This window comes from Bdellovibrio sp. HM001 (assembly GCF_055397275.1).
The window spans coordinates 669,372-694,363 of the sequence record NZ_AP029174.1; the positions used below are offsets into that span (position 1 = coordinate 669,372).

General features: G+C 50.1%; 25 protein-coding genes. 15 read left to right on the forward strand and 10 right to left on the reverse strand.

Annotated features, from left to right (window positions below; genetic code table 11):
• Positions 1–45: 45 nt before the first annotated feature.
• A complete protein-coding gene (locus tag ACZ5ZZ_RS03280) occupies positions 46–1,356 on the reverse strand; it encodes an imelysin family protein (protein ID WP_464141225.1) in 1,311 nt (436 codons plus the stop codon).
• A gap of 109 nt (positions 1,357–1,465) precedes the next feature.
• On the opposite strand from ACZ5ZZ_RS03280, the gene ACZ5ZZ_RS03285 reads away from it, so the two are divergent.
• On the forward strand, positions 1,466–2,479 hold the full coding sequence (locus ACZ5ZZ_RS03285; RefSeq protein WP_464141227.1) for a sterol desaturase family protein: 1,014 nt from the start codon (positions 1,466–1,468) through the stop codon (positions 2,477–2,479).
• 169 nt (positions 2,480–2,648) lie between these two features.
• Here ACZ5ZZ_RS03285 and ACZ5ZZ_RS03290 read toward each other — a convergent pair whose 3' ends face one another.
• A complete protein-coding gene (locus ACZ5ZZ_RS03290; RefSeq protein WP_464141229.1) occupies positions 2,649–4,844 on the reverse strand; it encodes a TonB-dependent receptor family protein in 2,196 nt (731 codons plus the stop codon).
• A gap of 2 nt (positions 4,845–4,846) precedes the next feature.
• Positions 4,847–5,836, reverse strand: a complete 990-nt coding sequence (locus ACZ5ZZ_RS03295; RefSeq protein ID WP_464141231.1) for an extracellular solute-binding protein — start codon at positions 5,834–5,836, stop codon at positions 4,847–4,849.
• A gap of 265 nt (positions 5,837–6,101) precedes the next feature.
• On the opposite strand from ACZ5ZZ_RS03295, the gene ACZ5ZZ_RS03300 reads away from it, so the two are divergent.
• Together ACZ5ZZ_RS03300 and ACZ5ZZ_RS03305 are read left to right on the forward strand one after the other, a co-directional pair.
• Positions 6,102–6,851: a tyrosine-protein phosphatase gene (locus tag ACZ5ZZ_RS03300; RefSeq protein WP_464141233.1), complete on the forward strand. Its 750-nt coding sequence runs from the start codon at positions 6,102–6,104 to the stop codon at positions 6,849–6,851.
• 182 nt (positions 6,852–7,033) lie between these two features.
• A complete protein-coding gene (locus ACZ5ZZ_RS03305; RefSeq protein ID WP_464141235.1) occupies positions 7,034–7,768 on the forward strand; it encodes a hypothetical protein in 735 nt (244 codons plus the stop codon).
• A 33-nt stretch (positions 7,769–7,801) separates the two neighbouring features.
• On the opposite strand, the gene ACZ5ZZ_RS03310 is transcribed toward ACZ5ZZ_RS03305, so the two are convergent.
• The 3 genes from ACZ5ZZ_RS03310 to ACZ5ZZ_RS03320 form a co-directional block, all read right to left on the reverse strand.
• Entirely contained in the window at positions 7,802–8,527 is a 726-nt protein-coding gene (locus ACZ5ZZ_RS03310; RefSeq protein ID WP_464133412.1) for a substrate-binding periplasmic protein, read from the reverse strand.
• Positions 8,528–8,606: 79 nt separating this feature from the next.
• Positions 8,607–10,028 (reverse strand): dihydrolipoyl dehydrogenase, encoded by a 1,422-nt coding sequence (gene lpdA, locus ACZ5ZZ_RS03315; RefSeq protein WP_464120184.1) that lies wholly within the window; start codon positions 10,026–10,028, stop codon positions 8,607–8,609.
• Between the two features lie 64 nt (positions 10,029–10,092).
• The gene (locus ACZ5ZZ_RS03320) at positions 10,093–11,709 is read right to left on the reverse strand and encodes a 2-oxo acid dehydrogenase subunit E2 (RefSeq protein ID WP_464141237.1); all 1,617 of its coding nucleotides are present in this window, start codon (positions 11,707–11,709) and stop codon (positions 10,093–10,095) included.
• A 328-nt stretch (positions 11,710–12,037) separates the two neighbouring features.
• Between ACZ5ZZ_RS03320 and sfsA the strand changes: the two genes are divergently transcribed.
• From sfsA to ACZ5ZZ_RS03340, 4 genes are all read left to right on the forward strand, one after another.
• Positions 12,038–12,769 (forward strand): DNA/RNA nuclease SfsA, encoded by a 732-nt coding sequence (sfsA, locus tag ACZ5ZZ_RS03325; RefSeq protein ID WP_464133419.1) that lies wholly within the window; start codon positions 12,038–12,040, stop codon positions 12,767–12,769.
• Between the two features lie 11 nt (positions 12,770–12,780).
• Positions 12,781–13,827, forward strand: a complete 1,047-nt coding sequence (locus tag ACZ5ZZ_RS03330) for an NAD(P)-dependent alcohol dehydrogenase (protein WP_464133421.1) — start codon at positions 12,781–12,783, stop codon at positions 13,825–13,827.
• Positions 13,828–14,032: 205 nt separating this feature from the next.
• Positions 14,033–14,803: a murein L,D-transpeptidase catalytic domain family protein gene (locus tag ACZ5ZZ_RS03335; RefSeq protein ID WP_464133422.1), complete on the forward strand. Its 771-nt coding sequence runs from the start codon at positions 14,033–14,035 to the stop codon at positions 14,801–14,803.
• 132 nt (positions 14,804–14,935) lie between these two features.
• Complete coding sequence (locus ACZ5ZZ_RS03340) at positions 14,936–15,394, forward strand: hypothetical protein (protein ID WP_464141239.1); 459 nt, start codon at positions 14,936–14,938, stop codon at positions 15,392–15,394.
• A gap of 75 nt (positions 15,395–15,469) precedes the next feature.
• Here ACZ5ZZ_RS03340 and ACZ5ZZ_RS03345 read toward each other — a convergent pair whose 3' ends face one another.
• Both ACZ5ZZ_RS03345 and ACZ5ZZ_RS03350 read right to left on the reverse strand, forming a co-directional pair.
• Positions 15,470–15,856, reverse strand: coding sequence for a HEPN domain-containing protein (locus ACZ5ZZ_RS03345; protein WP_464133426.1), 387 nt, complete (start codon positions 15,854–15,856; stop codon positions 15,470–15,472).
• Between the two features lie 121 nt (positions 15,857–15,977).
• On the reverse strand, positions 15,978–16,760 hold the full coding sequence (locus ACZ5ZZ_RS03350; RefSeq protein WP_464120188.1) for a DsbA family protein: 783 nt from the start codon (positions 16,758–16,760) through the stop codon (positions 15,978–15,980).
• Positions 16,761–16,906: 146 nt separating this feature from the next.
• Between ACZ5ZZ_RS03350 and ACZ5ZZ_RS03355 the strand changes: the two genes are divergently transcribed.
• From ACZ5ZZ_RS03355 to eno, 6 genes are all read left to right on the forward strand, one after another.
• Positions 16,907–17,524: a hypothetical protein gene (locus ACZ5ZZ_RS03355; protein WP_464120189.1), complete on the forward strand. Its 618-nt coding sequence runs from the start codon at positions 16,907–16,909 to the stop codon at positions 17,522–17,524.
• 169 nt (positions 17,525–17,693) lie between these two features.
• Positions 17,694–17,972 (forward strand): cytochrome, encoded by a 279-nt coding sequence (locus ACZ5ZZ_RS03360; protein WP_464120190.1) that lies wholly within the window; start codon positions 17,694–17,696, stop codon positions 17,970–17,972.
• Positions 17,932–18,444 (forward strand): cupredoxin domain-containing protein, encoded by a 513-nt coding sequence (locus ACZ5ZZ_RS03365; RefSeq protein WP_464120191.1) that lies wholly within the window; start codon positions 17,932–17,934, stop codon positions 18,442–18,444. Before ACZ5ZZ_RS03360 ends, ACZ5ZZ_RS03365 begins: the two co-directional genes overlap by 41 nt.
• A 22-nt stretch (positions 18,445–18,466) precedes the next feature.
• The gene (locus ACZ5ZZ_RS03370) at positions 18,467–19,573 is read left to right on the forward strand and encodes a CpaF family protein (RefSeq protein ID WP_464133432.1); all 1,107 of its coding nucleotides are present in this window, start codon (positions 18,467–18,469) and stop codon (positions 19,571–19,573) included.
• A 257-nt stretch (positions 19,574–19,830) separates the two neighbouring features.
• A complete protein-coding gene (locus ACZ5ZZ_RS03375) occupies positions 19,831–20,856 on the forward strand; it encodes a hypothetical protein (RefSeq protein WP_464133435.1) in 1,026 nt (341 codons plus the stop codon).
• Entirely contained in the window at positions 20,849–22,117 is a 1,269-nt protein-coding gene (eno, locus tag ACZ5ZZ_RS03380) for a phosphopyruvate hydratase (protein WP_464120194.1), read from the forward strand. Before ACZ5ZZ_RS03375 ends, eno begins: the two co-directional genes overlap by 8 nt.
• Positions 22,118–22,174: 57 nt before the next feature.
• On the opposite strand, the gene ACZ5ZZ_RS03385 is transcribed toward eno, so the two are convergent.
• The gene (locus ACZ5ZZ_RS03385) at positions 22,175–23,611 is read right to left on the reverse strand and encodes a catalase (protein ID WP_464141240.1); all 1,437 of its coding nucleotides are present in this window, start codon (positions 23,609–23,611) and stop codon (positions 22,175–22,177) included.
• A 4-nt stretch (positions 23,612–23,615) separates the two neighbouring features.
• Entirely contained in the window at positions 23,616–24,107 is a 492-nt protein-coding gene (locus ACZ5ZZ_RS03390) for an ankyrin repeat domain-containing protein (protein ID WP_464133439.1), read from the reverse strand.
• 151 nt (positions 24,108–24,258) lie between these two features.
• Here ACZ5ZZ_RS03390 and ACZ5ZZ_RS03395 point away from each other — a divergent pair, with 151 nt between their 5' ends.
• The gene (locus tag ACZ5ZZ_RS03395; protein WP_464120197.1) at positions 24,259–24,564 is read left to right on the forward strand and encodes a septum formation initiator family protein; all 306 of its coding nucleotides are present in this window, start codon (positions 24,259–24,261) and stop codon (positions 24,562–24,564) included.
• Positions 24,565–24,663: 99 nt separating this feature from the next.
• A complete protein-coding gene (locus tag ACZ5ZZ_RS03400) occupies positions 24,664–24,963 on the forward strand; it encodes a helix-turn-helix domain-containing protein (RefSeq protein WP_464120198.1) in 300 nt (99 codons plus the stop codon).
• Positions 24,964–24,992 lie beyond the last annotated feature (29 nt).

Consider the following 24,992-nt stretch of genomic DNA (forward strand, 5'->3'; position numbering starts at 1 on the left):
AGGGGTCCACGAAAAGGACCCCTTGCAGGAAGTTCGGGCCGGGAGCTAGTCGTTGTCGCCCTGATGAGACGGCGGTGCACGCAATGCCAAAGCCGCCAGCACTTCTGTTTTTAGCAGGAAGGCCACTTCGCGGACATCCGCGTGAACCGCGCAGATTTCCTCTTTACGGTCAGTCATTGTAGTGGCTTTGCACAGAGCGGGGTCCACGGCTTCGATTTGGTCAAACAGGGAACCTTTGTCCTGAGCCGCTTGAAGAGAGGCAATGGCCTTGTCCAGGGCTGATACAACCTTGGCAGCCACGTCACTACGGCCGGATCTTTCCAGAAGATCATCCAAACCATAAGCGGGTTGGTTACTGAAGCTGCCGGTGAAGATCGCACGGAAGCCTCTCAATTGAGCTTCGGCAGATCCCAAAGAAAGTCCTGAGTACAGGTGCTCCACCGTGCGAGCGCATTTGTCTTCGCCGCAGTCTTTGTGGCGTCCCATGGGTGCACCCAGTTTGGCGTCTTTGAGTTTTTCGATATGGGCCAGAGCATCGGTCAAGCCGTTGATGGATTCTTTGATACTTTTGTAGCGGGAACCATCAATCAACGCTTTGGTGAAGTTGCCTTCAGCAACAGACCAGCGGGATTTCAAAGTGGCGGATTTGGCTTCGACATCCTTCACCAGTTCCTGGGCCCACAGGCAGCGGTCCAGCTTTTTCTGGGAGACTGGACGTTCATTCCATTCCTTCATCGCTGGGTTTGCACGCAGGTTGCAGGTGCTCTTCAAGGACTTTTCAAACAAAAGATACTCAATCGCGCTCAGACCACGCACGTTGAACAACAGGCGATCGCTGCTGATGGATGAGTTGGAGTTTTCATAAGCCTTTTTGTCGATGTCACAGGTGTTCAGGTAAGGCCAGGAATAGATGTAATCGTTCAGAAAGCGGCCATCATCCATCAAGGGGCCAAATGGGGCGGCTTCCAGCTCGTGGAATGCCAGCATGGCGCGTTCCCAGTCCAACTGAGCCTGGGTTTCTTCTCGGCGCGCGGAAGAACCACTGGACAAAGCTTCACAGTACTGGCGCAAAGAGTTTTTCAGAACTGGAATTGTGGCAGCGAAGTTATCAGCTGAACGGGAAAGAACATTCACGCCGATATTAATCAGCATTTTTTCTTCTGTGAAAGGACCGTCGTTAGGTTTTTGGAACTCACCAGGTAAGGACCCGTCCTGGGGCTTGTTAGAGTTGTTGCCCGGTAGAGTGCCACGGGAAGTGGTGGGTTTGTCAGTGTCAAAGAAGTCCGAGCAGGATGCCATTAGCAGGCAGGCCGCGGCCCCTAAAGAAACCTTCAAAATCATAGATTTTGCCATCATGAATTCCTCACTTTTCAAAGGCTCTTTGTGCCTGAAAAACCCCCGAAATGACAAGTTTTCATAGGGACCCCTGTATAATTGAAAACCCAATGAGGATCGGGACTTGCGAGTGTTCTTCAGCAGCGTTTTATGCTACAAAGAATCCATGCTGGAAATGCCCGAGAATTGGACAAGGCTGCAAAAATTACTCTTTCAGTTTGATGAGCCCACATCAAGGCTTTATCACGTCAATATTCTGTCCAGCCTGGGTCTGATTCTGGTGGTTCTGTTCATTCTGGGGCGCCAGCAAAAGACTCCGCTTTGGCCTCTTTTGCGCCGCTGGGTTCTGCGCAAAAAGTACTGGTGGAATCATTCGACCAAGCAGGACTATTTGATCTATTTCCTGAATGCTCTGTTCAAGAGCTTTCTGCTGGTGCCGCTGTTTGAGTGCAGTTTTGTGATCTCGCAGGTGGTGATTCGCTTCCTGGTGCGCTTCAGCGAAGGGGATGTTTTAAATATTCAGGTGAACAATGGATATTTGCTGGCATTCACCTTGGGGGTCTTCGTCTGGGACGATTTCCTCAGGTTCTTCCACCACTGGTTGATGCACAAGATTCCGTTTTTGTGGCAGTTCCACAAACTCCATCACAGTGCCCGCGTCTTGACGCCAATCACCCTGTACCGCGCGCATCCGGTTGAATCGATCTTAGCCATCTTCCGTAACAGTCTAAGCCTGGGAACCTCCATCGGAGTTTTCATCTTCCTGTTTGGCTCGAGCTTCTCAATCTGGACGTTACTGGGAATCAACGGTTTCGGCTTCCTGTTTAACCTAGTCGGCGCCAACCTCAGACACAGCCACATCCCGTTAAGCTTCGGCCCCCTGGAAAGACTTCTGATCAGCCCGATCCAGCACCAAGTGCATCACTCTAAAGACGAGGCCCACTACGACAAAAACTTCGGAGTCAGCCTGTCAATCTGGGACGCCCTCTTCGGAACACTGATCTTTTCAAAACAAGTAGGAAAACTCAAAGTCGGCCTCAACGAACGCTTCCGCACATCCCTATGGCACCACTACAAAGACCCATTCCTGGCTCTATTGCCAAAAAAGCGTCCAACCCACGCGCCTTCCCCAAAAAGTAATTAAATAGCCTTAAAGAAACCGAACGCCGTCCGGCGAGGGCCCGAAGGGCTGCTTGCAGCACGACGCAAGTTCCACAGCAGCACCCTCCCAAGGGGAGGGGCGTCCGCGAGGACTGTCCGAAGCGACGTGCTGCAAGCAGCCCTTCGGGTCCTCGACGGGTGGATGGTCATGTTTAGAATACGTGTTTGATTCCCACCAGAAGGCTTCTGGCTTTGCCTGGTCGCGCACCAAACGGGCGCAAAGAAACCAGATAGTCATTGTCGAAGATATTATCAACACGGGCATAGAAGTTACCCTGTTTGTTGTATTGATACTTCGCTGTCCAGTCCACGACCCCGTAAGCAGGGATTTCAGAGCGATCAGTTTCAACAGTCTGGTCGTACATTTTTCCGGTCCAGGACAGGATCACTTCCTGAGTGTACTTGCGGTACTGAGTTCCGAAGCTCAGGCTGTACTGGGCTTGCGGTACGTAAGGCAATGGATCACCGGATTGAATGTCCCCCACACCCCATTCAGGATTGGAAGACTGAGAGTCCGAGGCAAACTCTGCTTTGGTCACAGTCACATTCAAACTGACTGGCATATATACGTTCTTATATTGAAAGCCTTTAGCAAAGCGCGCCTCAAGACCCTGAATCAAGGCTTTGCCGCCATCGAATTCCTGATCCAATGAATTGCCAGTGCAGCCGGAAGAGAACGAACAGGTGTCTTTGATGTTCTTGTAGTCGGCGCGGAAGGCGATGGCTTCAGCAAAGAACTCGCGATCGGCATTGGAATAACGCACGCCCGTTTCGTAGTTCACACTTTCTTCCGCCTTATTGCTTTGTGTCTGGCCAGGTCCTACGGCGCTCATGCCGCGATTGACCCCGGCAAGCCAGGACCAGTTTTCATTAAACTGATACAGCGTTCCCACGCCCGGAACAAAGACACTTTGACTGCCGTCGGTGGTGACACCGGTCAGACCGTTGTAGGATTCATAGTTCAGACTTTCAAAGCGGCCGGCGGCTGTGAACTTCCAAGAGTTCCACAGAATCTCGTCCGAAGCGGTGACAGTGACTGCTTGAGTTGTGTCCTGGATCTTGTTGGTGTTCTTTTCCGCATCGGCGGTGCGCACCAGGCGTCCGTTGGTCATCGAGAAAATGTTCTCGGTGTGATTGCGGCGAATCTGATCTTCATGCAGACGAAGTCCCAGACTTACCTGGTGCAGGAATTCCCCAGCCTGATGAGCCGAGAAAGACCCCAATTGCAGACCTTGGCTGTAGAAATAGCGATCGTTGTTCGCCATCACGATATCCGCACCAGCACCTACACTGGAGGAATCCGCTTGGCCTGTGATGACGTCATAGTACAGCTGATTAGAACCCGTTGTCGGATCACGCAGAACTTTGTTCACATCGATGGTCGTGTCACGGAAGTTGTTAAAACGATTCCAGTCACGGTGGAAGTTGTTGCGATAAGCGGTGGACCACAGGCCCCAAGTGGAAGTCATTTGGGTTTTATAGGTCAACTGCATTTGCTCGTGTTCGAACTTCATCAAATCATTTTCAGAAGCGGCATAACGACGGAACGGCGAGCTGGCAAAATCATCCAGGGTCAGCCCCAGATAGGTTTCGTCAGAGGCTTCGTCGGCATAACCAAGCTTCCAAGAAAGGGACTGCTGGCGGTCTCCGGGCAGTCTGTATTCACCTTTGATCAGAATGTCATTCTTATCAAAGCCGGTATTGCGACCCGTATCAAGTTTCTTGAAACCGTCTGTCTTCAGGTGTGTGCCTTCAAACATGATGGCACCGCGGTCCCAGACATAGCCCAGATTGCCTCGATATTTTTGCGTGTTGTAACTGCCACCAGCCACTTCCACTTCTGCGCGGTTTTGCGTGGGAAGGCTGCGCGTGATGTAGTTGATCGCGCCCCCGATGGAATTAGGGCCATAAGGAACAGAGGCGACCCCTTTAAAGACCTCCAGGGACTCAATCTTACTCATGAAAGGAGTATAATAAGCCGCCGGAGCTGAATAGGGCGCGGGTCCGATCAGAATGCCGTCTTCAAGAATAACAACTTTACGGCTGCGGTGAGGATGCGTTCCACGCAACCCGATGTTCGGGCGAAGACCGAAACCATCTTCTTCCTGCACGTAAACGCCGGGAATTTGTTTTAGTACGCGGGTCACGTCGGTCTGTTGTTGCTGCTCCAGTTTTTCTTTGCCGAAAAAGTGGGCGGAATTGGGCTGAGTCAGCTCCTCTTCAGAACTGCCAATGACCTTCACAGCGCCCAATTCGGACATTGAAGTGGAGACCTCAGAAACGTCTTCGGCCTGTGAAGACAGGCCGAAGAGGGAAATAACAAAAAGTGTGGAAACAAACTTGTTCATGATTATTTGTAGTCAAGTTCCTTGATGATTTCTTTTGCTGCCGGAACAGATTCGCCAAGCACAGTCCAGTTTGTTGGGTCAATTTTGAAAGTGCCCCAGTCTTTGATGACAGTGTTTGGAGTCACACCCAAAGCTGCTGGGTATTCCAAGTGGCTGCCAGACAACCAAAGTTGATTATCTTCTTGCAGCATCAAAGAGATAAACTGTTCAGCCAAAGCCGCTTTCTTAGAATACTTTACGATACCAACACCGGAGCCGTTAACGTGAGCACCTGTGGAGTTTTGGTTTGCGAACAATGGTTTGATTGGGAAGTTTGGATTCTGATCCAACATGCCCGCCAGGTAGTAAGTGTTGGCAATACCGATATCGCACACACCGTTAGCCATCGCTGTCATCATCGCTGTGTCGTTCGGATAAACGTCAACTGCCAGGTTGTCCAGGATGCCAGCCATGATGTCTTTCGCCGCGGTAGCACCTTTGTGGTGAACAAGGCTTGCGATCAATGCCACGTTGTAAGTACCTTTGGAAGTTCTCATGCACACACGGCCAGCCCATTTAGGATCGGCAAGGTCTGCGTATTCAGAGATCTCAGACGGATTTACACGGTCTGGTGCATACACCAAAGTGCGGGCGCGGTAAGTGATGCCAATCCAGTTGTCGTTCAGATCTTTCATTGCCGGAGCAACACGAGATTTCAAGGATGCAGAAGCCAATGGCTGCAACAAACCTTTTTGAGTCAGGTCAGAAAGGAAAACAAGATCCTTCGTGAAGATCAGGTCTGCGGGAGTTGCTTCGCCTTCAGCCTGGAGCTGCGCCAAAACGTCAGCGTAAGCTTTTTCCACGATCACAACATCTCCACCTGTTTGTGCTTTAAACTGATCCGCGATCGGTTGAACACGTGCGGTAGGGCGGTCCGTGTAGATTGTCAGTGTTTCTGCAGAAGCAACAACAGCCGTCAAAGAGACAAGTGCGGCGGCGATAAGCTTTTTCATGGAAAGACTCCTTTTAGTTAATGGCGCAGGAAATACCTCAAAAGAAGCCCGATTCACAACTGATGATTGATAAGTGGGTCTAAATGAGAAGCGACTGAAGATGAAAACCAAATGAAAGTGCCAGAGACCCTCAAATAGCGATTAATTGCATCTGCCACCCGGGTGGACTGATGGAATTTGTGTATTTTTCAAATCAGGGCCGAGTTAAATGAAAATAAAATAGGTGCGCTTCGTGTTATGATGGTCTTTTGTGGAAGGAGTTGGAATGAAACTACAGGGCGGAATTAATTTTCGAGATTTAGGTGGATATCTGGCGGCCGATGGCCGTCGTGTGAAGAAGAACCGCTTATATCGATCAGGTTCCCTCTCTCGTCTGACCGCTGAAGACTGTGCTCAGTTGGAAGCTTTGTCGATCACCCACATACATGACTATCGCGACATCAAGGAGTCTGAACAAGATAAGGACGTGATTTGGCAGGGCGCTCACTATGAATGTTGCCCGGCTAATCCGGACTCTCATGCGGTGAATGTCGCGGGCCATGACTTCTATGCCGAAGAATCCTTGCGGGCAATTCCCGGCAATTTTATGGAAAGCCTGTATCAGCAGCTGCCGTTTTCCAATAACGCTTACAAGCGTCTTTTTGAGCGGGTGGAGCCCTTGCAAAACGGGGCCCTGGTTCAGCACTGTGCCGTGGGAAAGGATCGCACCGGTGTGGGATCTGCCCTGATGTTGATGTCTTTGGGTGTGAAGAAGGAAACAGTCATAGAGGACTATCTGCGCACCGAACAGACCCTGCAGCCTTTCCGCGAGTTGATCCTGAATCAGAACGAAAAGAAACTTTCCAGTAAAAGTCTTGAGACCTTGCACTATCTGATGTCTGTCCAAGAGCAGTTCCTGAATGCGGCTTTTCACGAAATCCATCAGCGCTATGGCAGCATGGATCGCTATTTTGCGGCAGAGTTCAATTTAACACCAGATCGTCTGAAAGCCCTTCAGGATAAATACCTGGAATAGCTTTTCAGATTCACCACGAGATTGGGGCTCACTGACCCTAATCCGTCTTATTCTGAGCCAGAACTTCATAAACCACATTCTGGCTCTGTTTCCTTTCTGCAAAGATTCTGATGCTGGGGCTTAAGTCTAGGCCGGGCCTGCCGAAACTTAGTGCGCGAATTGCACCAACAAGGAGACTCCGAATGATTGCATCCCCGTTGAAACATCTGTTTTTGGCCCTTGCCGCCATAGTCAGTTTGGCCGCCTGTTCTCAGGAAAGTGTGATCAAGGGGGCTCAATTGACAACCCAAACCCAGCAGGGAAACCTGTTTGTGGGCCTGAAGACGCATCTGGATTCCAACAGCATTCAGATTATGAATGTCCAATTGCCGATCTATAACCCTGACAGTCCGCTGGAGATTTTGGGTATGCTGCAAGTGAACTCTCCAGTTCCCGGAACCACAGAAGTGGATCTATTGGTGAACTTTACGCGTGTGACGCAGATTCCATCAATGAAGGCGGAAAAAGGTCTTCCCAATGGAACCTTCTTCCCGGTGATGGGGGTTAAAACTGACAATTGGTATTCGATCGCCTTTAGTGACAGTCGTATCTCCAAACTCTATCTGAATGTGGACCTGGCGGCATCGAAAGTGGTTCTGGGTTATGCCTTGGGCACAGATGCAATCAGTGCCGGGATTATCGCCAACCTTTTTACGGGATTTAATTCAAACGGCGTCTCAGGTTATGGCGGTCTTTACAGTGGTGTGCAACCCGGGCAAAGTGGTTTTGCCATTTTTGCCGACGTCAGCTCCATTCTTAGCCGGTCGGCGCCAACCAAAGTTTTCTTCGCTGACAGCACAGTGGAGTCGCGAAAGAAGCCTTTGCGAAAACGGCTGTGGGATCTGAATGTGAAAAGGACCTGGCTTCGAATCCGATAAAGATTTTTCGACTTTACGAATCGTGGATTCCGATCATTTGTAATGAGCAAAAATGCGGTCCAGCTCATCTGAGCTTTTGATGTCCTCAATGGCTTTGTTAAATGAAGCAGTCAACTCAGTGTCTTTGGCGGCGATCAGGCAGTGAATCGGATATTCCTGTATAACCATCTTATAAATAGGGGCTTTGTTTTTATCGTTCTTCAGGAAATAATCCAGATGAGTTTCGTCGGCCACGACGTTGTCGATGCGTTTATTGACGAACTTTCGCAGATTCTGTTCTTCGGTGGGAACGTCCTCGCGAATCAGCCGGCCATTTTTAAAGAGTGGGTCAAGACTCGGGTAAATATAGCGCAGAACTGTTCCCACGCGCTCACCCCTAATATCGGAATAAGAGTGCACACTCTTGCGTGAGGCCAGCACTTCTTTTTTTATAAACAGAACCTTGGACCAAGTGAATTTTTCAGGGTTCGGAACCCAGGACGGACTGGTGTAGCAGTTGATTTCGGCCAAACCCTTGCTGATCATCTCGTGAATACGGAACTTGGGAATGACGATGAATTCGAATTTGCGATCAACGCGCTTTTCAATGGCATGAATATAGTCCCGCACAATCCCAGTGGCCTGGCCTTTCGCGTCAGTGATCAATAAAGGGGGGGCCAGACTGTAAGGGATAGCCACCCTGAGCGGAGCTTTGGTTTTCGCCGACCACGCGGGACCACATAGAAGCAATGTCGATATCAGCAGCAAAAAATGGCGCATGAAAAGATGATAGCAGCTTGAGGTTGGAGTGCAGCTAAAAAAAAGGCCGGCTTTTGACGGCCGGCCTTTGTGCGAAAGCTTATGCTTTCAAAGGTTTTTGAATGATATGGATCGCGTGACCCAAAGTCGCCTCAGCGGCTTCCATCATGGTTTCACCCAAAGTTGGGTGAGGGTGGATGGAAAGCGCCAGGTCTTCAATGCGTGCACCCATCTCGATCGCCAAAACAGCTTCAGAGATCAAGTTGGAAGCTTCCGGACCGACGATGTGAACGCCCAACAAAACGTGGGTTTTCTTATCAGCGATCATTTTCACGAAGCCGTCTGTTTCCATCATGCTCACCGCGCGGCCATTGGCTGCGAACGGGAACTTGCTGATCAGAAGGTCGGTGTGACCTTTGGCTTTCGCTTCAGCTTCAGTCATGCCGGCTGCTGCGATTTCAGGATCGGTGAAGACCACCGCTGGAACTGTTTTCGCATCGTAAACACGGTTATGGCCCGCGATCACTTCAGCAACCAGAACACCCTCGTGGGATGCTTTGTGCGCCAGCATCGGCTGACCGGCGATATCACCGATAGCAAAGATGTTGGAAACATTCGTGCGGCGTTGAGCATCGACTTTCACGAAGCCACGCTCATCCACGGCAATGCCAGCCGCCTTCAAGTTTGCCTGATCGCCATTCGGACGACGGCCGACAGTCACGAGGATTTTGTCACATTTGACAACTTCGTCTTTGCCATTGATCTCAACAGTCACTTCATAGCCGTCTTTGACTTTTTTCTGACCCTTGGCTTTTGCTCCGTAAAGAACATTCACGCCCGCTTTGGTCAGCTTGCGAGTCACGATCTGCGCGCAGTCCGGATCAACCACACCCGCCAACAAAGCCGATTGTGCTTCGATCACAGTCACTTCGGTGCCCAGCTTGCGCAGGTAAGAAGAGATCTCTAGACCGATGTAACCACCACCGATAACCGCCACGCGCTTAGGGATGGAGTCAAACGCCAACGCGCCAGTGGAAGAGCAGATGTCTTTTTCGTCGAACTTGAAACCAGGGATTTCAATCGGGCGGGAGCCTGTTGCCACAACGAAGTACTTCGCCTGAACAGACTCAGTGCCTGCAGAGGATTTCACAGAGATTTCTTTAGAGGATTTGAATTCAGCATCACCTTTGATGATGGTTACGCCGTAACCTTTAAGAAGCTGATTCACACCGCCGGACATCTTGTCGGAAACGGATTGTTTCCATTTCACAAGCTGTTTCATATCCACGTCGATGCCACCTTTGATGTTCAAGCCCATTTCCTTGAAATTGTGCTGAGCTTTATGCAACAGGTGAGTCGCAGTGATCATGGCTTTGGACGGGATACAACCCACGTTCAAGCACACGCCACCCAGGAATTCACGTTCGATAACTGCTGTTTTAAAACCAAGTTGTGCAGAACGGATCGCAGCGACATAACCGCCGGGACCCGCACCAATAACTACTACGTCAAAATTTTGCATATAATCTCCAAATTTAGTCCAGCTGAAACGCCGGCTGGCGTTTCAGCCTCTTCGGCGGGGCCGATTAAACCAGTTCCACCAAAAGTTTGCCTGGGTTTTCGATGCGGCCGATGAAGGCAGCAAGGAATCTTGCAGCCACAGCGCCGTCGATCAAACGGTGATCCGCAGTCATTGAGTAGTTCATGACTTTGATTGCAGAAACCTGACCGTTTTTCAAAACAACTTTTTCGTCAATTTTGTACATGCCCAGGATCGCAACTTCAGGGTGATTGATCACCGGAGTCGCATAAGTTCCACCGATGGAACCGATGTTCGTCACGGTGATAGTCGCACCCTTCATTTCATCCGGTTTCAACTTGCCGTCACGAGCACGCTTGGAAAGATCCAAAATCTCTTTGGAGATTTCCAGGATGGATTTCTGATCCGCGTTTTTGATCACCGGAACGACAAGGCCGTTTGGAGTGTCTGCTGCGAAGCCCAGATTGAAGTATTTTTTGTAAACGATTTCGCCAGCCGCATCGTCGATGGACGCGTTGAACATTGGGAATTCGCGGATCGTTGCGATCAAAGCCTTCATCACGATTGGAAGGTAAGTGATCTTCGTTCCGTTTTTCTCAGCATGGTCTTTCAGACCTTCACGAAGGGCCACCATCGCATCCACTTTCGCTTCATCCATAATGGTGAAGTGAGGGATCACGTGTTTAGAGCGCTGCATGTTTTCAGCGATCTTCTTGCGAATACCGATCAGAGGAACGCGCTCTTCCGCGGCACCTGCAGGGCCTTGGTAAGAAGGCTTAGGAATAGAGATGGAGCCCGCTGCTGCCGGAGCAGATTTCGCTGCCGCAGGAGCTGTGCCGCCACCGGAAGCCATCACGTCTTCACGAGTCACACGACCCGCAAGACCAGTACCGGTCAGAGAGTTGATATCAACACCCATTTCACGCGCCAGACGGCGAGTCGCCGGAGTTGCCAATACTTTGGAGTCAGCCACAGGCGGGAAGATGCCAGCGGATGTGGAGGCAGTTGCTACTGGAGCGGCCTTAGCGGCGGCAGCTGCGGAGTGTGCAGGCGCAGGCTGCACTGGACCAGCACTTGGAGCTGCCGGAGCTGGAGCCGAAGCTGCGCCGCCTGCACTCTCAAGAGTGATCATGGTGGAGCCGACTTTAACAACTTCACCTGCTTTGAATTTCAATTCTTTGACAAGACCTGCAACTGGAGTCGGAACTTCGACAGTCGCTTTGTCAGTCAGAACTTCAGCAATTGCCTGGTCTGCTTTGACAGAGTCACCTGGTTTTACCAACCATTTAACCAGTTCACCTTCAGTAACGCCTTCACCCAGTTCAGGAAGCTTAATGTCTTGGGCTTTGCCAGGGGCGGCAGTCGCAGGTTTGGCCGGAGCCGCTGCTGCTGCTGCTGGTTGCGCCGCTGGTTTTGCAGCCGCACCCGCGCCATCAAGAGTGATCATCGTGGAGCCGACTTTAACGACGTCGCCGGCTTTGAATTTTAAATCTTTCACCACGCCAGCAACAGGAGACGGAACTTCAACCGTTGCCTTGTCGGTCAATACCTCTGCGATTGCCTGATCAGCTTTTACAGAATCGCCGGGTTTCACCAACCATTTTACCAATTCACCTTCAGTAACACCTTCACCAAGTTCGGGCAGTTTTACATCAGTTGCCATGTTGAGAAAGTTCCTTTCCTTGTTGCATAACTTAAACAAATCAAATTCAAAGCTCTCGCCTTTCGCAAAGAAGAGACTTTAGCGAAGATCAAAGTGGCGGGTTGAGAGCAGCATCCCGTTCTATGCTCACGGTAGAGTATTTGCACCCATTAACACCCCGCATAAAGGGATATCTGAAGGGCTCTTCCTGGCTGCTAGGCAACAGTGTCATTTTTGCAGGGACGCCCTAAAGCTGTAGGGTGTCGGGCGGGGCTTGAAAGGAATCGACAAAAGGGCGCCTCACAGACTAGTTTCATGAGAAAGAATTCGATTTTCAAATGAGGTTTTCATGAAGTTTCACAGCAAGTTGCAAGAAGGTATTTTCCTGAAACGCTATAAGCGCTTTTTTGCAGACATTGAGTGGAAAGGCCAGACTATCACGGCCCACGTGCCAAACACAGGCAGCCTTAAAAGTGTGAATAATCCGGGGCAGCACTGTCTCTTCTCCGAAAGCACGAATCCCGAAAGAAAGCTGAAGTACACCCTGGAAATGATTAAATCTCCATCGGGCGCGTGGGTGGGTGTTAACACCGCCACGCCGAACACCGTGGTGCGCGAAACTTTACAGCATGTTGTGGGTCGAAAAAAGGACGTCGTGGGCACCTTTGCTCACTGGGCGGGATTTGATGAAGTGAAGCCTGAATACAAGATCAGCGCGGAAACCCGTTTGGATTTTGCCCTGAAAAAGTCGGGCAGCGAGTCCCTGCACTTTATCGAGGTGAAAAACGTGACGTTGGGGGAAGATGGGGTTGCCAAATTCCCGGATGCCGTGACCGAACGGGGGCAAAAGCATCTGCGCGAACTTATGGCCTTGATGGATCAGGGGCATACCGCCGAGATCGTATTCACGGTTCAACGTCACGATTGTGGCACCTTTGCCCCTGCGGATGACATTGATCCCGAGTATGGCCGTTTGCTTCGGGAGGCTCATCAAAAAGGCGTAAAAATTTCGCCACTTGTTCTGGACTTAACCCCGGAATCCATTGAACTATCAGAGACAGTTCTTCCTCTTAAACTGTAAGGAGTGTTCCGATGATCCCAGTGAATGCCTATGCTGCGTACCAATCCAAAGAGCCTTTGAAGCCCTACAAGTTCGAACGCCGTGATCCGGGGCCTCATGATGTACAGATCGACATTCACTTCTGCGGCGTTTGTCATTCGGATCTGCATCAGGTGCGTGATGAATGGGGCGGCTCTAAGTTCCCGATGGTTCCAGGTCACGAAATCGTTGGGAAAGTCATCCATGTCGGAAGCTCGGTGAAAAAATTCAAAGTGGGCGATTCCGTCGGTGTGGGTTGTCTGGTGGATTCCTGCCGTACTTGTCCCTCGTGCGGGGAAGGGCTGGAGCAGTACTGTGAAAACGGCTCGGTCGGCACGTACAACTCGGTGGAAAAGGACGGTGTGACGGTCACTCAAGGTGGTTATTCCACGCAGATCGTGGTGAACGAGGACTTTGTGCTGAAGATTTCCCCGAAGCTTCCTTTGGACAAGGCGGCTCCGCTTTTGTGTGCGGGGATCACGACGTATTCACCACTTCGTCATTGGAAGGTTGGACCAGGCAAAAAGGTGGCGGTGATGGGTTTGGGGGGCTTGGGTCACATGGCTGTGAAGCTGGCCGCCGCCATGGGAGCCGAAGTCACGGTGCTCAGTTCCTCCAACAAGAAGAAGGACGATGCCCATCGTTTGGGGGCACACAATTACGCAGCCACCTCTGAAAAAGAAACTTTCAAAAAGTACAATCGCAGTTTTGATTTGATCATCAACACGGTGTCAGCGCCGATTGATCTGGGCAGTCACTTGCAGTTGTTGAAACGTGACGGAACGATGGTGTTGTTGGGTGTGCCGGACAAGCCAGAAGCCCTTCACGCCTTCCCGTTGATCGGGGGACGTCGCAGTCTTGCGGGCTCATTGATCGGTGGTATCAAGGAAACTCAAGAGATGCTGGATTTCTGTGCTGAGCACGGAATCACGTCGGACATTGAGTTGATCAACATCGATAAAATCAATGAATCTTATGAAAGAATGCTGAAGGGCGATGTGCGCTATCGTTTCGTGATTGATATTGCCTCCTTGAAGTAGGTTGGCGGAATTCTTAGCTGGTCTTAGCAAGAGCGGATTAAAACCCCGCTCTTTTTGTATAGGCCTTATCCAAGGTCCGTAAAGTGTCGGAAAACTCGACAGTTTCCCTCTGAAAAGCTGGCAAGTTTTCAGCCAGTTCCACGGTCTTTAAAGTTTCAAATATGAGTGGCCGATCCGCTTCTGTGAAAAATCACGGAGGATCACCATGGCATTTATCAACTCAAAAACACTCTTGGTACTTTCGACGACGTTCTTGCTGGCCGCGTGCGGCCCCGGACTGCCGGTGCTGCCTGATGACCCGAACAACGAACCTGCGGCTGAAATGCCAAGCCAGGACAACAGCTCCCAGGGCGGTACGGAAACACCCGGGGTTGTTGAAACTCCTGAAGTGACCCCACCCACAACGCCAGAAGTTCCTGATGAGGTCGTCGATGGCGACGAGGCGATTTTAAAGCAATATGACTATCTGGATCCAAACCACATCGTGCCGACAGCGGGGCTGAAGGCGGCGGTCTTGTACTTCCATAAGAATAAAACTTCGTTCAAGAATCAGAATGTCATTTCGGTTCTGGATTTCAGTCAGAAGTCCACGCAGAAACGCTGGTACTTTATCGATATGAGAACCGGGGCGGTGTGGAATGTTCATGTGGCACACGGCAAAGGCTCCGACAGCAACCATGATGGCTTTGCTGAAAAGTTCAGTAACGTGTCTGGTTCCAATGCCTCGTCTTTGGGGTTTTATAAAACCGCAGAAACCTATCAGGGCAGCAACGGCTATTCATTGCGTCTGGATGGTTTGTCCTCCACGAACTCCAATGCCCGCGCTCGGGCGATCGTGGTTCATGGCGCCAACTATGTTCAGGATTCAGCCGTGATCCAAGGGCGCAGTTGGGGGTGCCCGGCCGTCTCCCAATCCAACCGTGACAAGGTTATCAATCTGATCAAGGGCGGCAGTCTGCTGTACGCGTTCAAATAGTCATTCAGGAGCAGTGTTCCGGCGCAGCTTGAGAACAGGGAAAATTTATAAAGATTCAGAGGTTCCCACACATTAATGCAGCACTGATCAGCAGTTATGGTAAGCGTAAGATCTTTCTTGGAAAGGATGTTTATGCTTACTATTTCTCGTTTATTGGCAGTTGTGATGGGTGTTACCTTGGTGTCGTCAGTCTCTTTGGCAGAGACTCAGTTGATTCTGAAAAAGGATATTGCTTTCAATGCAGAGAACAGTCGTTCCAGTCAGTCTATCTATGTGCTGCGTAAAAATGATCATTGTTACATGAGTTTGGTGGGAAATAATTTGCGCAATAGTCAGTACGTCAATGCGCAAGGTCTGATCGTTCTGCCTGCCGGGTTGAAATTTAAAGTTATAAACGTGGTCGACAATGAAAAGGGGTTCGATCTGGAGACTAAGAAGATCTATGTCAATTCTACTGTCTATTCCTCAAACCAGGAGATCAACACTTCACTTGAGCTGGTTTGCGCCCGTAAGTACAGTCTATTCAAACGCATCGAAAAACCTAAAGAAGTTGTAAGTCTTTTCGCGGACGTCGTTGGCCTACAGCAATAGGCCACCGATTTCACAAACTCTTTCGACTGACTTAATCTTTTTCAGTCAGCCATAAGGAGCGGGGCGGGGGCTTCTTTACAGAAGCACTCGCAGCTGCTCGCCGACAAGTTTTTTTAGATTTTCAACGTAGCCGAAGTATTCTTCCATATCCAGACGTTCATCAGCGCGCACATGGGCGTTCGGGGAGTTGTAAGGAGTCAGTTCGATCACATCGGCGTGAGAGGAAATCGCCGAGAAGTTATTTTCTTCCAGCACCTGCATCAGGGCGTCCAGATCATGCCCTTCTTCGTCGTGGGGATATTCAAGGCCACGCATTTCACAAAGAGCTTTTAAGAATTTTTCGCAGGCTTGAGCCAGGTTGTAGCCGACCAGATCGTGCTGCTTTTCATCGTTCAGGTGTTTTTTTGCGATGTCGAGGTCGTCCTGAGCTTTTAGAATCATCGACTTGGCGTGGGCGCTCATGATGGAACTCCTTGGGTGAGTGGTTCCTTTCACTTTAGAGGCAGGACGTGGGTCGGGGCAAATAAAAAAACCCACAGTTTTGAGACTGTGGGTTTTTGTTTTGATCTTTTTTAAAGAAGAATTACTTCGCTTCTTTAAGGTGACGATCGATGATTTCTTTGAAGTCCGCAAATGGATAAGCACCACGCAAAGAAACACCGTTGATCAGGAAGCCTGGAGTGCCGGAGAAGTTGAATTTACGAGCTTCTTCCATGTCCGCTTCGATACGCTTTTGCACAACTTCAGACTTAAGGTCTTTTTCAACTTTCTTCAGGTCCGCGCCTACTTTTTTAGCGAAGTCTTTCAAAGCGCCTTCCTTTTTAGTACGCAGGTCACCTTGGTTCTCAAACACTAGGTTGTAGAACTTTTCAGCTTTAGCGTGATCTTGAAGAGCGATCGCTTCGAAGTACTCAGCCGCAGGCATAGCCATTGGGTGGAAATCCAAAGGAAGGTGCTTGTAAACAACGCGAACGTCTTTTGGATAAGCTTTCATCACTTCATCAACAGTCGCGTGACCTTTAGCGCAGTATGGGCACTCGAAGTCAGAGTATTCAATGATCGTGATTTTAGCATCTTTAGGGCCAAAGATAACACGGCCTTCTTCGATAGCTGGTTTCAACGGATTTTTGAATTCGTCATCGCGCTTTTTGCCTTCTTCGGCAACAGCTTTTTCTTGAGCTTTACGTTGAGCATTCTGGGCGGCTTTGTTCACCACTTCGATGAATTGTTCAGGATCTTTTTCGATCGCTGCGAAAACGATGCTCGGGTCCTTTTCTACTGCTTCCTTGAGTTGTTTAGCTGAAGGGGCACAATTTACCAGGGTAAGTGCCAGTGCTGAAATTCCAAATAACTTAAGTGCTTTCAATGTCTTCCTCCAAGATGGATGATTGTAATTTTTTGAGCCCCTTTATATTGACATCATTTTCAGTTTAGAGGGAAGGAAAAAATCCCGGTCCAAGGTCCTGCTAATCAGGACTTGTCTCACTCTGGGACCCCTTTAAACTGAGTTCTATGAATAAATCAAATTTCCTTTTAACAATGTTCGCTCTTATGTTTCTTGGCGGCACGGCGCATGCTGGTCTGCTGTTTAACTATTCTCAACTGGCCCTGAAAGATTTGGATCAAATGAACAAGTTGGTCAGTGACAAGGTGACTGAGTCCAAAAAGTCATCCAGCGGCAAAGTGGTGCCTTTGAAAGAGGCACTTCAGGCTGTGTATTCTCGTCCTAACGATGATGAGATGATCGAAAAAATCGTGTCACCCTTGCGTTCAAACCTCGATGAATTGGAGTCCTGGGAAAAAACGATCAGTCAACTTACTGACGAAGCCATCAATGCTCTGAAAAATCCTCGGGCTTTTAAACCCGTCGTCCAAACAACCTACGTCGTTTTTCTTGAAAATCTATTGTCAGAGATCAAGCCCTATATCAAGAATGACGGATTTGAAAGAAAGATTGCCGAGCGCATTCGGGATGCAAAAATCCAAGTTTCTAAAGAAGCGGTCGGTGAAAGAAAGCTGCGTATGATGAAGGACACAACGTCTCCGTCCGAAATTGCGGGCAAAATTCTGACTGAATCTTCTCAAGCTCCAACCGAAAAACCGGCAGATTCTGCCGCCTCCGAACAGTAATTTCCCTCGACTTGACCGGGCCCAAGTCCGATTCGACTCTGGGCCAGCGTCAAACGATAGATCTCCTCAAGTCCTCAAAAATCGCCTCAAATTGACTCAAGTTCTAATGAACTCCTACCGATAGAAACACCATGTGGGCTGGATGCCCTTGAGCAATTAGGAGGATTCGATGTTTCTGCAAGGCGATTTGCAATTAGTGTTTGATGCTCTCTACAGCGTAGGGGCGATCGACCCTGTATTGAAGTTGGATTGGAGTGAAGTGACGAAGGAGATGATGGCAAACCCACAAATCCTGAGCGACGCTTTCCAGACAATCAACGGCTGCCGCGGCGACAAAGATCTTCTGATTCAGAAGCTCCACATGATGGACCCAAGGTCCGTGAATTATATCGCTATGGAGGTGGCCCGTGAGTTTTGTGAGTTCCAGGATCGCACAGAGTTGCACTAAGGTTCTTTGCCTGTTGTTGTTTTCTTCTGTAGCGAATGCGTGGGAAGTGGACTTCTCCCGTCGTCAGGTCGAATTCAATAAAGTCAAAAATGAAGACCGTCTTCCGGCCAGTGTGCAGGAGGATCAATCCGTCAATATTCTAAGCAAGGTCTTTGATTCGGTAGAGCCGACTCAGGACATCGTTATCATGAATACGGACAAGGGCTTTGTGCCCGAGCAGGTGCGCCTTAAAAAGGGGGGTAACTACCGGGTTCATATCGTGAATGTGAACAGCAAGGAAAAGAACGTCAGCTTCGTGCTGGATGCATTTTCCGAGCACCACAACACGGTGTTTGGCGAACAAAAAACTTTCTTTGTGAATCCAAAGACCGATGGAATTTTCTCGTATCAGTGCCCTGAAACCGCGGTGCAGGGGAAGTTCATCATCTATTCAGATTCGGCTGCGGCAGACCGCAAGCCCGCATCGAACTAATCTTTAGTGAGGAAAGGCACCCATGTCTGATCAGTCGAACGTTTTCAAACAGACCATTCAGCAGAATCTCGGTCCTGTTGCGAAATACCTCGAAGACAAGGGTGTGTCGGAAATTCTTGTAAACGGCCATAAGGAAATCTTTGTGGAAAGAAAAGGCAAACTCGAAAGGGTTGCGGAATCTTTCCCGTCAGAAGATGATCTGCGTGCGGCGGTCAACAGTATCGCGCAAAGCGTGGGAAGACGTATCGACGATGAATCGCCTCGTCTGGATGCGCGTCTGCCGGATGGTTCGCGTATTGCGGCGGTGATCCCGCCCATGTCGCGCAAGGGAACGACTCTTTCCATTCGTAAGTTCACCAATAACAAAATCACTTTTGCCGACTACATCAAGTTCGGAGCGATCACCGAAGATGGTGCGCGCTTCCTGGATATTTGCATGTTCCTTGGCAAGAACATCATCGTCAGCGGTGGTACCGGCTCTGGTAAAACCACGCTGTTGTCATTGCTGTGCACGCGCATTCCGAAAGGTCAGCGTGTGATGGTGATTGAGGACTCTTCCGAGCTTCAGGTCGACTATGAGCACGTGGTGATGTTTGAAACCCGCCAGGCCGATGCGGCCGGGAAGGGGGAAGTGACGATCAAGGACTTGCTCAAGTCCGCTCTGCGTTTGCGTCCCGACAGAATCATTGTGGGGGAGGTTCGTTCCAGTGAAGCGATGGAACTTCTCAATGCGATGAACACCGGTCACAAAGGCTGTATGGGAACGGTCCACGCGAACACGCCCGAAGATGCGATTGTGCGTTTGGAAGCCCTGGCTCAAGGGGGCGACGCCAAGGTCAGTGAGAAGGCTTTGCGCTCTCAAGTGTCTTCGGCGATCGAAATTATCATCCAGGTCTCGCGTTTTTCCGATGGATCTCGACGTATTGCGGCAATCAGCGAAGTATGCGGATTCAATGCAGATGGTTCATACAACGTGATTCCAATCTTCGAAATGTCGCGCCTAACACGCCGTCCCGATGGAACGCTGGAAGGCAAGCTGATCCCAACGGGGAACATCCCCTCGTTTATGGAAGAGATCATCGACAATAACCTCCCATTCCCCAAATCCAAATTTACCAAAGCCGCTTAAAGCGGTGAAAACCGCCCCATCGACTGCGTTGTCGGGCCTTCCGCTTCACTCCGACGTGCTGGGAGCACGCCTCCGCTGCGCGAAACGCCCTCCGCCTTGCGCTGGAACGGTTTTGACCGCTTTACCTCAAAAGGTGCCTGGTTGTTTTTTCTGGCAATGCTGCGTCACGATTGTGACGCGGGTGCTCTTTTTCGAGTGAAAAGAGGGTGTGTTTTTTTGTGTTTAAAGAGTGGGAAAACTAGGCTAAGACCTATTTCGTGCACTTTAGTTGTAAGATTTCAAACGCAGTTTTAACCGTTCTGGAACAGCAAGGCGAAGACCTTAGCCAGCTGTATGAGCAGGCCCATCTTCCGATGGAGCTGCTCAAGGACTCGTCGTATTGGATGACGGCGCCAGAAATGGAAAATTTTCTGGAGTCGGTGCTGCGTCTTCCCCTGAAAAGAGAAGAAAATATTCTGCAGCGGGCAGGGCATGAAGGCCCGGAGCTGCGTGCCTGGGGTGTGTTGGATAGCGTTCTGCGCATGATGCCGCATCCTCAGGAGATCTTCAATCAGCCGGAACAGTTCCTGTCGTACTTTATTTCTCCGAAGCCGCCGATTGAAAATCTTCGTCGTGACGAAGTCAGCATCTCTTTTGATCTGCCACTTCCGGCAGAGCAGTACCCTTTGGTGACGACATACCTGAAATCGGCCTTTGAGTCGTTGCCAGTCTATGTCGGTCAACCGCCGGCGGTCTGTCACTGGGAAGGCATCACGATCCAGTTGAACTGGTCCACACAGCAGAGTTCGATCTTCAGTGAAAGCGTCGGACATCAAGTCAGTCCGGCCTTGTTTCAGAGTCTGATTGACGATCTTCAGCGCACTCAGCGTGAGCGTGAGGATCTGCAAAAGTACGTCGGCGATCTGGAAGAAAAAATCCGCACAATTGAAAAACAGAATCTGAAAGCCTCCACGGGCGTGCAGGCGGAGGAAGCCACGAATAATGCTTCTTCCCTGTTGCCTCACGAAGGATCTCTGTCACACTTGAACTTTGACAGCGAAACACCGGGGTATGTTCTAAGTCAGAATCTGGCGCGACTGCACGACTACATGGTGCGAGCGCAGCAACTGATCACCATGCTCGCTGCTCAGGGGAAAATGACCCCGGCGGTGAAAGAGGCCATGCGCCGAGTGGACTGGGAGTTCGTCAAGACCCAGTATCCACGTACGGTCTTTGAAAGCATGGACTTGGTAAAGAAAACTATGAATAAGAACGCCGAGAAGGAAGGAACTCATCATGTCTGAAATTATCAACATCGTCTCTCGTGAAATTCTTGATAGCCGTGGCAATCCAACTGTTGAGGTTGAGGTGACCACTGCAGATGGCAACATGGGCCGTGCCGCGGTTCCATCTGGAGCGTCCACGGGAGCCCATGAAGCTTGCGAGCTTCGTGATGGCGACAAAAACCGTTTCCTGGGCAAAGGCGTTTTCAAGGCTGTTGATAACGTTCGTGAGAAGATCGCTCCGGAAATAATCGGTCTGCAAGTGACTGAACAAACATACATCGACAAAATCCTTCGCGATATCGATGGCACCGAAAACAAATCAAACTTGGGCGCAAATGCGATTCTGGGTGTTTCTTTGGCGGTGGCAAAAGCCGCAGCCGCTGACTGCAATCTTCCGTTGTATCGTTATGTGGGTGGTTCTCAGGCGACTCGTTTGCCAGTTCCGTTGATGAACGTCCTGAACGGTGGTGCGCACGCGAACAACGGTCTGGATATTCAGGAATTCATGGTTGTTCCGACTGTGAATAACTCCTACGCCGAATCCCTGCGCGCTGGTGCAGAGATCTTCCACACGCTGAAAAAGATCCTGGCGAAAAAAGGTCTTTCCACAGCAGTGGGTGACGAAGGTGGTTTTGCTCCGAAATTGGGTTCCAATCAGGAGGCTTTGGATTTGTTGATGAACGCGATCGTGGATGCTGGTTATGATCCAGGTCAAAACGTGTTCCTGGCTTTGGATGTGGCTTCCACTGAAATGTACAAAGACGGTAAATACGAATGGCAAGGTGGCCACATCAGCCCGGCAGAACTTCTGGGTATCTACAAATCATGGGCTGAGAAATACCCACTGGTTTCCATCGAAGACGGTTTTGCTGAAGACGATTGGGATTCCTGGGTGAAGGCGACTTCTGAGATGGGTTCCACGATGCAGTTGATCGGTGATGATTTGTTCGTGACCAATCCAAAACGTCTGCGCATGGGCCTTGAGAAGAAAGCCGGAAACGCCTTGCTTGTGAAAGTAAACCAAATCGGTACTTTGTCTGAAACGTTTGATGCCGTGAATTTGGCGCAAAGAAACAAATACCGCACGATCATGTCTCACCGTTCTGGTGAAACCGAAGACGTGACGATCGCTGATTTGTCTGTGGCATTGAACTGCCATCAGATCAAAACTGGCAGCTTGTGCCGTGGCGAAAGAACTGCCAAATACAACCAGCTTCTGCGTATTGAAGAAGACTTGGGCGGTATGGGTCTGTACTGGGACAAAGCAGCTTTTAGATAGTCTGCAAAAGAAAGAGAACTTAAAAAGCCCTGTGAGGTCAAAATCACAGGGCTTTTTTTATTTGAGGCCCAGTTTGATGGCGATACGGTTTCCATAGTCAGTGTCGCATCGAGTGAAGTGAGAGATGTTTCTTCGCTGCAGTTCTTCGGGGATCGACTTCATGGTGCCTGCGATGTTGGTGGTCAGGCGGTCTTTTTCGACTTCACTCAGAATGCGGTATAAGTTCCCGGCTTGCGTAAAGTCATCATTGCCTTTGTGAGAATCATGACGGTCCAAAGAGCCTGACAAAGCCAGCGCAGGTTCAAGCACTGAGGCGTCTTGCACAGGTCCACCAAAGCCGTTGGGTTCGTAGTTGTCCAAGCGGCCGCTGTTGCCATCAAAGCGCATGGCTCCGTCGCGGTGATAGGTGTTTACTTCCGCGTGCGGTCGATTCACCGGCAGATATTGATAGTTCACACCCAGGCGATAGCGTTGGGCATCCGGATAGGCAAACAATCGTCCTTGCAGCATTTTGTCGGGAGAGAACCCCACTCCCGGAGGCACATTGCTAGGCGAAAAAGCGACCTGCTCCACTTCCGCAAAATAGTTTTCTGGATTGCGGTTAAGTTCCAGCACGCCCACATCCATCAGGGGGAATTCCTTGTGTGGCCACACCTTGGTGAGATCGAAGGGGTCAAAGCGGAATTGTTCAGCCTGACGTTCACTCATGATTTGTACCTTCAAAGCCCACTTGGGGAACTCGCCGCGCTCAATAGCTTCAAAGAGATCACGACCTGCATAATCCGGATCTGTACCGGCCAGTTCGACGGCTTTTTCGACGGACAGATTTTTAATTCCCTGCATGGATTTGAAATGGAACTTCACCCACACGCGTTCGTTCTTGTCATTGATAAAACTGAAGGTGTGGCTGCCATAACCATTCATAAAGCGATAGCCATCGGGAAGGCCGCGATCGCTGAACAAGATTGTGATCTGATGAAGGGCTTCGGGCGCATTGGCCCAATAATCCCACATACGCACAGGGTTTTTGTAACCGGTCTGCGGATCGCGTTTTTGTGAATGAATAAAGTCCGGGAATTTTAAAGGATCACGCTCGAAGAACACCGGTGTGTTGTTGCCGACAATGTCCCAGTTGCCCTGTTCGGTGTAAAGCTTCAAAGCAAAACCACGGGGGTCTCGTTCCGTGTCGGCCGAGCCTTTTTCGCCGGCAACGGTTGAAAAGCGCAGGAAGGCGGGAGTCTTCTTGCCGATGTGAGAAAAGATTTTTGCTTTGGTAAAACGGGTGATGTCGTGAGTGACAGTGAAGGTGCCGTAGGCTCCAGAACCTTTGGCATGAACCACACGCTCGGGAATGCGTTCGCGGTTAAAGTGGGCCAGCTTTTCAATCAGATGATAATCCTGGAGGGTCACCGGACCCCGGGGGCCGGTGGTTAAACTGTGCTGGTTTTCAGAAACGGGGATTCCTGCTGTTGTCGTCAGTGTTTTTCTGCTCATGGAATTAAGCTCCTTTTGCGGGAAGGGAAAAAAGTTTCATCAGGGCTGAAATGCGACGAAGAAAGCGGGGGTGGTCCGACAGACGTTCAGAATCCAGATCCGCCAGCAATGCCGCAACTTCATGGCGCCCAAAGGCTTCGGCAAAGGTCAAAGCTGTTTGCCCTTTGGGATTCACTGCATGCGGATCGGCTCCGGCGCGAAGCAGTTGCTGGACAATCTGTTTGTGGCCCTTAAAAGCCGCACCCATCAGGATGGTGTTGCCTGAATCATCGCGAGAGTCCACATCTGCATGGCAGGAAATCAGAAGGCTGACCAAGGCCAGGTGCCCATTGTAGGCTGCCAGCATCAGCAGGGAATGCCCCTTGTGATTACGCAAATTGGGATTTCCCAGGTTCTCCAAATACTCCAGGACCTCGGCATATTGACCCTCGCGCACAGACGCAAAAATCGGGTCTTCGATCTGCGCCGTTTTAAGATAGTCGGACCATGTTCTCATAACACCTCTCATGCCGCTAAGATCGGTGATTTCTATGGATAAATCGAATCGATAAAAGTCATCTATGTTATTGATTTTATCTATGGATGTAGAGCTGGACCTAGGCCTCAGTCCTGTAGCCACACACCCAAGATCTGGCTAGAATAAATTCATGTCTTACACTCAGTTTGCAGTAGGTTTGCGACGTTTTCTAAACAGCCCCGGAAAAGTAGCCGTGGCTTGTCTGGCGGTCTTTTCCACTTCCATCGTTGTGAATGGCAATGCCTTCCGTCTATGGGGACTTCACCGGGATTTCGATCGTATTACTTATGAGATTCAGCAAACGCGTCAGAATATTGCAGCGTTGTCGGGGCAGCTCAAACAAGCTAAAGACCCTGCGTTTATCGAGCGCCAGGCCCGTGATAAATTGGATCTGGCGGGCGAACACGACCTTGTCTTTGTTTTCCCTGAACAATAGTCTGTAGCTCGTCGCATTATCTAGTGCAAACCACCTATAATAGAAATAGTATTCCTGCTCTATTAGAGGATACTTTTTTAAGTGAATCTAGGGGTTTATATGCTTGAGAATCAAATGCTTGATTGGACTAAAGAATCTCTTCACACGCTTCGCCTTCGTTTGGGTTGGAGCCGTTCTGATCTGGCCCGTCGTTTAAATTGTTCATCTTTGGATGTTGAAGCGCTTGAAGCGGGCCACCGCTCAATTGAAGGAGCCTTGAAGGGTCAATTGGAGATCCTGCTTCGTCAGGCGGAGGCTTGCTGTGATGAGGTCATGTACACACCAGCTGCTGAAGCTGAGTTGGATAAAAAGGCCTTGGAACAGATCGACTTTTCCCGCGTGAAAGCCGACTTGGAATAAGCATCAAGCATCGACATTCGGGCCCCTGC